Origin of the sequence: Pelagibacterium montanilacus (assembly GCF_003992665.1) — a bacterium.
GTDB lineage: Bacteria > Pseudomonadota > Alphaproteobacteria > Rhizobiales > Devosiaceae > Pelagibacterium > Pelagibacterium montanilacus.
Window position 1 is genome coordinate 1 of sequence record NZ_RZMX01000054.1, and the last position, 10847, is coordinate 10847.

General features: G+C 62.0%; 10 protein-coding genes. 5 read left to right on the forward strand and 5 right to left on the reverse strand.

Annotated elements, in window-relative coordinates; all coding sequences use genetic code 11:
• Positions 1-687 (forward strand): SMP-30/gluconolactonase/LRE family protein (locus EO136_RS15140; protein ID WP_164730632.1); only part of this gene is annotated, 687 nt, incomplete at its 5' end.
• Between the two features lie 22 nt (positions 688-709).
• On the opposite strand, the gene EO136_RS15145 is transcribed toward EO136_RS15140, so the two are convergent.
• The 4 genes from EO136_RS15145 to EO136_RS15160 all read right to left on the reverse strand — a co-directional run bounded on the left by EO136_RS15145 (position 710) and on the right by EO136_RS15160 (position 6604).
• Positions 710-2470 carry an ABC transporter ATP-binding protein gene (locus EO136_RS15145; protein ID WP_127145238.1) on the reverse strand — a complete coding sequence of 587 codons (1761 nt, stop codon included), beginning with the start codon at positions 2468-2470 and terminating at the stop codon, positions 710-712.
• 8 nt (positions 2471-2478) lie between these two features.
• Entirely contained in the window at positions 2479-3615 is a 1137-nt protein-coding gene (locus EO136_RS15150) for an ABC transporter permease (protein WP_127145239.1), read from the reverse strand.
• A 1-nt stretch (position 3616) separates the two neighbouring features.
• Positions 3617-4600, reverse strand: a complete 984-nt coding sequence (locus tag EO136_RS15155) for an ABC transporter permease (protein ID WP_127145240.1) — start codon at positions 4598-4600, stop codon at positions 3617-3619.
• A 69-nt stretch (positions 4601-4669) separates the two neighbouring features.
• A complete protein-coding gene (locus tag EO136_RS15160) occupies positions 4670-6604 on the reverse strand; it encodes an ABC transporter substrate-binding protein (protein WP_127145241.1) in 1935 nt (644 codons plus the stop codon).
• Between the two features lie 254 nt (positions 6605-6858).
• Here EO136_RS15160 and EO136_RS15165 point away from each other — a divergent pair, with 254 nt between their 5' ends.
• From EO136_RS15165 to kdgD, 4 genes are all read left to right on the forward strand, one after another.
• Positions 6859-8013: a mandelate racemase family protein gene (locus EO136_RS15165; RefSeq protein WP_127145248.1), complete on the forward strand. Its 1155-nt coding sequence runs from the start codon at positions 6859-6861 to the stop codon at positions 8011-8013.
• Between the two features lie 11 nt (positions 8014-8024).
• Positions 8025-8861: an NAD-dependent epimerase/dehydratase family protein gene (locus tag EO136_RS15170; protein WP_127145242.1), complete on the forward strand. Its 837-nt coding sequence runs from the start codon at positions 8025-8027 to the stop codon at positions 8859-8861.
• 89 nt (positions 8862-8950) lie between these two features.
• Positions 8951-9679, forward strand: a complete 729-nt coding sequence (locus EO136_RS15175) for a FadR/GntR family transcriptional regulator (protein ID WP_246018403.1) — start codon at positions 8951-8953, stop codon at positions 9677-9679.
• 98 nt (positions 9680-9777) lie between these two features.
• Positions 9778-10686: a 5-dehydro-4-deoxyglucarate dehydratase gene (gene kdgD, locus EO136_RS15180; RefSeq protein WP_127145243.1), complete on the forward strand. Its 909-nt coding sequence runs from the start codon at positions 9778-9780 to the stop codon at positions 10684-10686.
• 44 nt (positions 10687-10730) lie between these two features.
• Here kdgD and EO136_RS18895 read toward each other — a convergent pair.
• Positions 10731-10847 (reverse strand): IS3 family transposase (locus tag EO136_RS18895; RefSeq protein ID WP_246018404.1); only part of this gene is annotated, 117 nt, incomplete at its 5' end.

A 10847-nucleotide genomic window follows, 5' to 3' on the forward strand; every position in this document is an offset into this window, starting at 1 on the left:
TCGATCGCGTTGACTCCTGACAACCGCGTCCTGCTCGCGCTGCGCGACGGATTGCACCTCTTTGATCCCCACACCGAAGAGCTGGTGTTTCTCGTCCATCCCGAGCCCGGTGGCGTGGACAATTTCCTCAATGACGGCAAGGTCGGCCCCGACGGCGCCTTCTGGATCGGCAGCGCCGGCATCGCCCCCGATGGCGGCCCGGCCGGCGCGCTCTATCGCGTCCTGCCCGACGGCACCGTGACAAAAAGGGTGAGCGAGGTCTTCACCTCCAACGGGCTCGCCTGGAGTGCGGACGGCAAGACCATGATCCACTCCGATTCCCGCGGCCAGTGGATCGACCGCTACCGCTTCGATCCCGCGACCGGCGAGATGTCACAGCGCAGGCGGATCGCCACCCCCGGCCCCGCCGATGGTCGTCCCGATGGCGGCGCGTTCGACCGCGACGACTGCTACTGGAGCGCCGGGGTCTCGGCCGGTTGCGTCAACCGATACGCCATGGATGGCACTCTGCTGGCCCGCTACCCGATGCCGGCCCTCGCTCCCACCATGCCGTGCTTTGGCGGCCCCGACATGCGCCACCTCTTCGTCACCTCGCTGCGGCGCAAGGACGATGCGACGGACGCCTGCGGGCACCTCTACTGGACGACCACCCAAACCCCCGGCGTACCCATCCCCCGCTTCGGCTGAGGCGCGACGATTCGCCGCGGGCCTATGGCCTCTCATACCGGTGGCGGTTGGCCAACCGTTTCTCATCGGGATGCCCGGCGGGCGCGGCCGAAAGCAGGGCTTTTGTATAGTCGTGGTCGGGGGTCGAACACACTGTGTCCGCCGGGCCGAGCTCTACCATTTCTCCGCGGTACATCACGGCCACCCGATCGCAGAAGTAGCGAATGACGCCAAGGTCGTGGCTGATGAAAATATAGCTCAGGTTCAGGCGCTCCTGCAGGTCGAGCATCAGATCGAGAATTTGGGAACGCAATGTCACGTCAAGCGCCGAGGTCGCCTCGTCGGCCACCACAAGGCGCGGATCGAGCGCAAGCGCCCGTGCGATACCGATCCTTTGGCGCTGCCCCCCCGAGAAGGCGTGTGGATATCGTTCGGCGACATCCGCCGGCATGCCCACCATATCGAGCAACTCGCCCACGCGCTTGCGCAAATCGTCTGGCCGGGTCAGCACGTTGTTGACCTTGAGCGGCTCGGCCAAGATCTGGGCGACGGTCATGCGGGGGTTGAGCGATGCAAACGGGTCCTGGAACACCATGCGCACGTCGCGATGGTAGGCCCGCAAAGCGCCGCCGCCCGCGCGCGCAACCTCGAGGTCCGAGCCATCCTCGCGCGTGTAGGTGATGGTGCCGGCGGAGGGCTCGAGGATGCGCATCAGGCAGTTGGCAAGGGTTGTCTTGCCCGAACCGCTCTCCCCCACAATGCCCAGATTCTCGCCGCGGTGAAGGTCGAACGACACGGACTTGACCGCCCGCACCGCAGCTCCCGCCTTGCGCTTGCCCAGCCCGGTCGCCCGCCCGCCATAGCTTTTTTCAAGTTCGCGAACCGAAAGCAGAACCTGGGGTGAGACCTTGGCGCCGCGGACAGTGCGTGCGGAATGCTCGAGCCTGCGAACCGACTCGATCAGCTCCCGGGTGTAACCGTGCTCGGCGGTATCGAATATCTGGCGAACCGGCCCGTACTCAAGAAGCTGGCTTCGCCGCATCACCGCGACATCGTCAGCTATCTCGGCCACCACGCCCATGTCGTGGGTGATGAAGATCACAGCCATGCCGTATCGCTTCTGCATGCGCGCGATCAGATCGAGGATCTCGGCCTGGGTGGTCACGTCCAGAGCGGTCGTGGGTTCGTCGGCGATCAGCAGGCGTGGCGAGCACGAAAGCGCCATGGCGATCATCGCCCGCTGGCGCATGCCCCCGCTGTACTCGAACGTGTAGCGGTCGATGGCGGCCTCGGGACTGGGAATTTCCACCTGGCGCAAGAGCTCAATCGCCTGTTCGCGTGCCTGCTTGCGCGAGACGAGCTGATGCAGGCGGATCGCCTCGATGATCTGCGAACCGATGGTGTGGACCGGGCTCAGCGAGGTCATCGGCTCTTGGAAGATCATCGCGATCTCGTTGCCGCGAATGGACCTGAACGGCTTGCCCTTGGGATCGAGCGCGGCCAGATCGGTCTGGATTCCGTCCTCCCGATGGTAGAGAATCTGGCCGCCCGCGATCTGCCCGGGTTCCTCGACCAACCCCAGTATGGCGCGGGCTGTAACCGACTTGCCCGAACCGCTCTCCCCCACGAGGCAGAGCGTTCGTCCCTCGTGAACCGTAAAGTTCACGTCTTGGACCGCGCTCACCGCCTGGCGTCCGATCGACGCCTGGAAGGTCACCGAAAGGTTGCGCACCTCCAGAAGCGTCCGGGGAGCCCCTGCCCCAGTGTTTTCGCCGCGTATGTCCAATGTGGTTGCCGAAAGCATGGAGGCCCCTATTTCGAATACGGATCGGCGGCGTCGCGCAATCCGTCACCGATGAAATTGAGCGAAAGCACCGCGACGACGACCAGCGCACCGGGAATGAAAAGCCAGGGCGCCTGGGTGATCGAACGGATGTTTTGCGCCTCCTGGAGCAGCACGCCCCAGCTGATAGCCGGAGGTTGAAGCCCGAGCCCCAGAAAACTCAGCGACGTCTCGGCGATGATCATCAGCGGCACCGCAAGGGTGACCGAAGCGATGATGTGACTGGCGAGGGATGGCAGCATGTGCCTGAAGATCACGCGGCGTTGGCTGCACCCATCCAGTCTGGCGGCGACGACGAAACTCTCGTCCCGCATGGCCAGGAACCGTCCTCGAACCACGCGCGCCAACTCCGTCCAGCCGACCAGCGACACAATGCAAGTGATGGTGAAATATTGCAGCGTAGGCGGCCAGTTGCGCGGCATGGCCGCCGCCAGCGCCATCCAGAGCGGAATGGTTGGCAGGGAGAGGATGTACTCGATCAACCGCTGGATAACCCAATCGATGCGTCCGCCATAATACCCCGACAGCCCTCCCAGCAGCAGCCCCAGCACGAGACTGATCCCTACCCCGGCCAGCCCCAGCGTCATCGATACCCGGGTGCCGTGGATCAGCCGGCTGAGCATGTCGCGCCCCAGCCTGTCCGTACCCATGATGAAAAAGCGCTGTCCCGCTTCGACCGGGGCGATCAGTTGCCGGTCCATCGGGATCACACCCCACAAGCGATATGGCGTGCTGCGCCCGAAAAACGCGACCGGAATGATCTGGCCCTCGTCCTCGACATAACTCGTCCGCAGCGAAACCGGATCACGCTCCATCCGGAACGCGGTCACATGGGGCTGGAATCTGAACCCGTTGTCGTCGTTGACGAAAAAATGGAGGCCCTGGGGTGGATGATAGACATGGCGAGCATTGGCTTCTTGCGGCGGAAACGGTGCGAGAAACTCGGCAAGAAGCGCCACCAGGTAGATCAGCCCCACGATCAAGAGGCTGAAGAGCGCCAGCTTGTGCTGGCAAAAGCGCAGCCACATCAGCTTCCAGTGCGAAGCCGTGGCGTCGGGCGCTGCGCCCGGAGCGTCCATCTGCGGCAGGGGAGCAGTGTCTGTCATACTAGGAATACCGGATTCGCGGGTCCAGAAGGACCAGAAGGATGTCCGAGATCAGCGTGCCAACCACCGTCATCATGCACAGAAGCAAAAGGAACGCGCCGGAGAGGTAATAGTCCTGTGCCAGCAGCGCCTGCAAAAGCAGCGGCCCCGCGGTCGGCAGGCTCAGGATGATCGACGTGATAATCTCGCCCGACACCAGCGTGGGCAGCAACCAGCCGATCGTGCTCACGAAGGGATTGAGCGCGATCCGGATCGGATACCTGGTCAGCAGCCGAGCCTCGCTCAGGCCCTTGGCGCGCGCGGTCACCACATAGGGCTGGTGAAGCTGATCGAGCAGGTTCGCGCGCATGACCCGCATCATGCCTGCAGTCGATGCGGTGCCGAGCACGAGGATGGGGATGATCAGATGCTTGCCCAAATCCACCATCCGCGCCCATGACCAGGGCGCATTGCGAAATTCAGGCGAGAACAGCCCGCTCACGTCCTGGCCGAACCAGACCACGGCGAAATACATCATCACCAGCGCTAGCAGGAAATTGGGTATGGCCAGTCCGATGAAACCGATGAACGTGAAAATGTAGTCGCCGATCGAATACTTGTGCACCGCAGCATAAATGCCCAAAGGCAGCGCCACGGCCCAGGTGAAAATGACGGTGGCGAAGGTGAGCAGGACCGTTAGGCCCATCCGCTCCCCGATCAGTTCGGATACGGGAGAATTCCACTGGAAGGAATATCCGAAATCCCCCATCAGGATGCCGCCGATCCACCGGAAGTACTGCACGATCAGCGGATCGTTCAGCCCGTAACGGGCGCGCAACTCGGCGATGGTGTTCTGATCGACATACTCACCCGCCGCCGAGAGACTGGCAGCATAACTCGTCGCGAAATCCCCGGGCGGGAGCTGGATCAGGATGAAAACCGTGATCGAGACCAGAAACATGAAGGGGATCGCGGCCAGCAGGCGGCGGACGATGAAGGCGAGCATGTCGGACCCTTGAAGTCTGGGTGTCGGGCGGGCCTGCGGGCCCGCCCGAACCTTGGGAGTGCGATTGACCTATTGGAAATACCAGGTCTGCGGAAGTGCGGGCCCCGGTGTCCCGTAATCCCAGCCATAAGGCATCTGCTCGTAGACATTGCCCAGGTTCGAAGCCCGGATCCCGAGCGCAGGCGCACGCTTGGAGACCCCGATCACCTCGAAGGCTTCTGCTGCCAGCGAGAGCACCTCGGCAACGATCTCGTCGGCCTCTTCATCACTTGAGGCTGTGGGAAGCTGGTCGATCAGCTCGAGCCGCTGCTTCATGTTCTCGCTGGGCTCCTCGCCGCCTTCGCCGCCCGAAAGGTACCAGTTCACCCACGGAATGCTCATACGGGATTCGAGGGGATGAACAGCCGCCAGAGCGCGCATGTCGAGGGTCGGATTGACGGCCCCTGGCACCGTGTCGGCGGAGATGTCATAGGCGTTGGTCTGGGCGCGCTCGTAGAAAAGTGAGCGTTCGGACGTGCTGATGACCAGTTCCACGCCGATATCGCGCCACTGTTCGCGGATGATCTCGAGCGATTCCACATCGGTCGGCTTGGCGATCGTAACGATGGCGTTGATCGAAAGCCGTTCCCCATTCTCGAACAGCCTGAACCCGTCGCCATCGCGCTCGGTCAGCCCGAGGTCGTCGAGCAACCGGTTCGCCTCTTCGACATCATGGGCGGTGAACTGGGTGCCCAGCGCCTCGTTATAGAACTTGGTCTCTTCAAACGGCCCGATCTGCCAAGGAGCCCCCTGCCCGAGCTGGATGATCTCGTCGACTTCCACACGGTCGATGCCCAGAGACAGGGCCGCCTTGAAGTCGCGGTTGGCGAACAGCTCGCGCAGCTCCGCATTGTCGGTGGAGTGATTGAGATAGAGCCCGAGGAAGTTGGAATCGAGCGGGGTCAGATCCATGATCTCGAAATTGCCCTGCTCGGTGTTGTCGAACAGCACCGGCCGGTTCGAGATCGGGAAGATGTGACGCACCTGATAGTCGAACTGCCCATTGATCGTGCTCAACAGGATCGACTCGATATCGGCGATGATCGAGAAGCGCAGGCTGTCTGCATAGGGAAGCTGCTGGCCTTCGGTGTCGACCTGCCAGAAATAGGGATTGCGGGTCAGCGTAACCTGCGTTGCGCCCCCAGTATAGGGCTGCTCGATCACCCAGGGATCGAGTGTTGGCCGGTCGACATTGCCCCAGCGCGTGGGCAATTCGATGTCCGCGCACTTGGTCCGCATCAGCTGGGCCCAGCTATCGGTTCCGGCGGCCTCGAGTTCGGCGGCCAGCGCATCGGGGTCCGCATAATCGGGATGGAACTGTTCACAGTAATGGCGCGCATAGAGCACAAGGTGCTGACCGAGCGGCTTGGCCAGCTCCTCGAGGAAATTCCGGTAGGGCGCCGCAAAGCGCACCGTGACCGTGGCATCATCGACCTTCTCGACCTCCATGGGTTCATCGGCCAGTACATACCTGCTGGGCATGTTGCTCATGAACTCGGTATCGGCCAGCAGTTCGGCCGCAAAGACGATGTCATCGGCACTGAACGTTTCACCATCGGACCAGCGCATCCCCTCGCGCAGATGGAAGGTGAACTCGGTGTTGTCTTCGTTGACGTTCCAGCTCTCGGCAACGTTGGGCACGACGCCGCTGAAGTCGGGCGCCCAGCGTACGAGCCCCTGCGCGCCGACCAGCAAAAGGATCCCGTTATGGTCCTGATCTCCGCGCAGCGCCGAGCGGATGGTCCCGCCATAGGTGCCTACCGCGTCGAGCGGCTCGACGATTTCGGGCTCTGACGGCAGGCGGTCGGCGATGTCCGGCAGGTCGCCGGCGCTGACCGCTTCATCGAGTTCTGGCGCCTGGGAATAATCCTGGGCCATCGCCGGGCCGGCCAGTCCGAGCGACAGCACGAGCGCAGTGGCGCAACTCGCCTGAAGCGCCCTACGGAACGGATTGGATAACGTCATGTGATCTCCTCCCTTGAAGCTTGCGTCGTCGTTGAGACAACTTCAGGATTTATATGACAAGATAAAGCCGGAGGTCAATGCAAGATATTCCGCCCACGGCATCAGACTAAATCATTGTTTTTTCATATTTTTCCGCGAATGATTCGGCATCTGCGGACCGGATTGACAGAATTGCGTGATCTGGGTAGGACCATGTTGTATTACTATTTTCCGCCTGCAGCGACGCCATGGCCAGTGTTTGGAGATGCGCTATGATCGAGATCACCGACATCAAGGTGAGGGTTTTCCGTCACAAGACCCGCAAGCACAAGGACAGTGCCGGACACAGCCATCCCGGTCCCCTACGCGACACCACACAGGCGATGATTACCATCAGCGCATCCGATGGAACGCAGGGCCATGCCTTCGGTGCCGCCGAGGCCATGCGCCCGCACGTCATCGAGAATTACGTCAAGACGGTCTACCTGAGGCAGAACCCTTTCGATCGGGAGCGGCTCTGGCACGAGTTGGCCCATTGGCAGCGCGGAAGCGCGGACCAGTTGACCGACCGCACGCTCGCCCTGGCCGACATGGCCCTGCACGACCTGATCGGCCGGCACCTCGATATGCCGGTTCACAAACTGCTCGGCGGGGTTCGCGACCGCATCCCGGCCTATGCCAGCACCATGTGCGGGGACGAGCTCGAAGGCGGACTAGCCACCCCCGAGGACTATGCGCGTTACGCCGAATGGCTGGTCCAGCGCGGCTATAAGGCCATCAAACTCCACACATGGATGCCCCCGGTGTCCTGGGCGCCCAACGTCAAGGCCGACCTCAAGGCCTGCGCCGCGGTCCGCGAAGCTGTGGGCCCGGACATGCCTTTGATGCTCGACGCGTTTCACTGGTATGACCGGCTCAGCGCACTCGAGCTGGGACGCGGACTCGAAAAGCTCGGATACTACTGGTTCGAGGAACCGATGGACGAACAGAGCATGTCGTCCTACCGGTGGCTGGCCAGCCAGCTCGATATCCCCGTCATAGGCCCGGAATCGGCGGGCGGAAAGTACTTCAATCGCGCCGAGTGGATCGTTTCGAGAGCCTGCGATGTCATGCGCACCGGAGTGATCGACGTCGGCGGGATCGGCGCGGCAATCAAGACGGCGAGCTTGGCCGAAGCGTTCGGGATCAACTGCGAAGTCCACAGTCCCGGCGCGGGAAGCCTTGCAGTGCTTGGAGCGATCAAGAACACCACATGGTACGAACGCGGCCTGCTTCATCCCTTCATCGACTATGACGAGCCGCCCGAATACCTCAACGCCATCGTCGATCCGCTGGACGATGACGGCATGGTGCCCCTGCCCTGCGGGCCCGGCCTAGGGGAGGATATCAACTTCGACTATATCGACGACAACCTCGTTTCGACCCAGTGACAGGGCAAGCAATGGCACGCGGCAAACCGGGACCGACAGACAGCGGGCGGCTCGTCCTCACCGGTGCGGCGGGCCGGTTGGGCCGAGTGCTGCGCCCCCGGCTCCTTGCGCGCTACGGTAGCCTTGTCAGCTCAGACATCGCCGATGTCGGCCTGCTCGGCGAAAATGAGCGATTTGAACCATGCGATCTGGCTAATCGCGACGCCGTATTTCGCCTGATGGAAGGGGCATCTGCAATTGTTCATTTCGGGGGTATCAGCAACGAGGCTGCATTCTCGGCGCTCCTGCCCGCCAATATCGAGGGCACCTACAACGTCTTTGAAGCGGCGAGGCATCACGGTGTCGGCCGCGTCGTGTTCGCCAGTTCCAATCATGCGACCGGCTTTTACTCTCCAGATACCCGGCTCGATCCCGCCACGCCGGTTCGCCCCGACACGATCTACGGGGTAACCAAAGTCTTCGGCGAGGCATTGGGGCGGCTTTATCATGACAAGTACGGACTTGGCGTGGCCTGCCTTCGCATCGGGTCGGCACTGGAAAGGCCGACAGCCGCCCGGCACCTCGCCACATGGCTGAGCCACGACGACCTTGAGCGGCTGGTTACCGGATGCCTTGAAGCCCCGGAACTCGGATTCGAAGTGCTCTACGGCGTCTCGGCCAATACCCGCACGTGGTGGCGCAATCCCGCGGACGCCTTCTATGCACCGCGCGACAATGCAGAGGACTTCGTGGCCGAATTCGACGTAGCAGATCTCAACCGTGAATCGTTCCAGGGCGGAGGAGCGTGTACGCGGCATGCGAAGACCAAGGCGGGAGACCAGCCCGGACAAGACGAAGTTAAGCGATAGGACAACTGCAGAACGGCTCTTGACTTGCCCGTCGTGCAGCGCACACCGTACCATACAAGACCCATCTTGCCGCAGGAGACAGATATATCGTGGCGGAACTGATCAAGAGCAATGGAGAAGCCAGGGTGGGCGGAACTTTGGTCGTACAGGTGGCAAGCGCTCTTCGCCAAGCCATCATGGCGGGCACCTTCCGCCCGGGTGACAAATTGCCCAGCGAAGCCAAGCTGACCGAGTCCCACAAGGTCAGCCGGACCGTGGTAAGAGAGGCGATCGCCGCACTGCGCTCCGATGGCCTTGTCGAGCCCAGGCGTGGGGCCGGGGTCTTCGTGCTCGAGCCCGTTGCCCCTCCGGGGCTGCCCTTCCAGGACATCGACCATGCGCGCATATCGTCGATCATCGAGCTTCTCGAACTCAGATCGGCGGTCGAAATGGAGGCCGCTGCGCTGGCCGCTGTGCGTCGCTCACCTGCCCAGGACGAAGCCATCATCCGCCGTCATCATGCCGTAGGCGATTGTATTGATAAGGCAATTCCCACCGCTGCCGACGACTTCGCGCTTCACAATGCCATTGCCGAGGCTACCAATAATCCGCGCTTTGTCGAGTTCATGGCCCTGATTGGCAAGGCCGCCATTCCCCGTGCCACACTGGCGCCGGCTCAGGAACTGGCGAGTACCGCCTACCTCAATCAGCTCCACGAGGAACACGGCAGGATCGTCGCGGCCATCTCCAATGGCGATGCAGAAGCGGCTCGGGAGGCCATGCGCGAGCACCTTCAAGGCAGCCAGCGCCGGTATCGCTCGCTGCTCCAGAGAACCTGACTGAACAACTTCCGAAGATATCATACAAGTGGTTGACTTTCGTCTGGCAGGATTTTATCCCTGAACGGAACTCTCTTTTTCGTTCGAGGACTTGTGCGATGGATCTGCTGGACGTCAAACGCGCGCTTGGTGCGGGACTGTTATCGTTTCCCGTCACCCATTTCGACGCGGAGGGTCGGTTCAGGCCCGATTCCTATCAGCAGCATGTCGACTGGCTGTGCGGCTATGAGGCAACAACACTTTTCGCGGCCGGCGGTACGGGCGAGTTCTTCTCGCTGACTCCCGACGAGGTGCCCGAGATCGTTCGGGCCGCCAAGGAGGCTGCGGGCGGGCGTACTGCGATCGTTTCGGGGTGCGGCTATGGCACCGAAATGGCCATTTCGATCGCCAGGGCGGCTGAGAAGGCCGGGGCCGACGGCATACTCCTGCTTCCCCACTACCTTATCGATGCACCTCAGGAGGGCATGTTCGAGCACGTGCGCCGGGTTTGTCATTCTGTCGGCATCGGCGTGATGGTCTACAACCGCGACAATTCCATCCTTACAGCCGACACCATCGCCCGGCTCTGCGACCACTGCCCAAACCTTATCGGCTTCAAGGACGGATCGGGAGATATCGGTCTGGTGCGCCAGATCACGGCCACCATCGGCGATCGGCTGACCTATCTAGGCGGGATGCCCACGGCCGAGCTGTTCGCCGAAGCCTATCTCGGTGCCGGCTTCACCACCTATTCCTCGGCCGTGTTCAACTTCGTGCCGGGGCTGGCCGTGGACTTCTACAAGGCCCTACGGGGCGAGGATCGCGTCAAATGCGAGTCTATCCTTAGGGATTTCTTCTATCCGTTCATCACCATACGCAACCGCGCCAAGGGATATGCCGTATCGGCCATCAAGGCAGGCGTCAAACTACAGGGCTTCGATGCTGGCCCCGTGCGTCCGCCTCTCAAGGAGTTGAGCTGCGAAGAATTGGCTATGCTCGACAACCTCATCGCGCCGTACAAACGGTGAATGGCCCGGGCTGAATAGGCCCGAGTTTCGTGGACACCCTCGGGTTAGATTTCCTGCTGCCGTTCGAACTCTACGGGTGACAGCATCCCGTTCCTGATGTGCTTGCGCTTCGGGTTGTAGAACATCTCAATGTAGTCGAACACGTCCTGCCTTGCCTCCTC

Coding starts and splice junctions, on each gene's coding strand:
- EO136_RS15145 (WP_127145238.1), bottom strand. CDS start 2,470: ATGCTTTCGGCAACCACATTGGACATACGCGGCGAAAACACTGGGGCA.
- EO136_RS15170 (WP_127145242.1), top strand. CDS start 8,025: ATGGCACGCGGCAAACCGGGACCGACAGACAGCGGGCGGCTCGTCCTC.
- EO136_RS15150 (WP_127145239.1), bottom strand. CDS start 3,615: ATGACAGACACTGCTCCCCTGCCGCAGATGGACGCTCCGGGCGCAGCG.
- EO136_RS15155 (WP_127145240.1), bottom strand. CDS start 4,600: ATGCTCGCCTTCATCGTCCGCCGCCTGCTGGCCGCGATCCCCTTCATG.
- EO136_RS15160 (WP_127145241.1), bottom strand. CDS start 6,604: ATGACGTTATCCAATCCGTTCCGTAGGGCGCTTCAGGCGAGTTGCGCC.
- kdgD (WP_127145243.1), top strand. CDS start 9,778: ATGGATCTGCTGGACGTCAAACGCGCGCTTGGTGCGGGACTGTTATCG.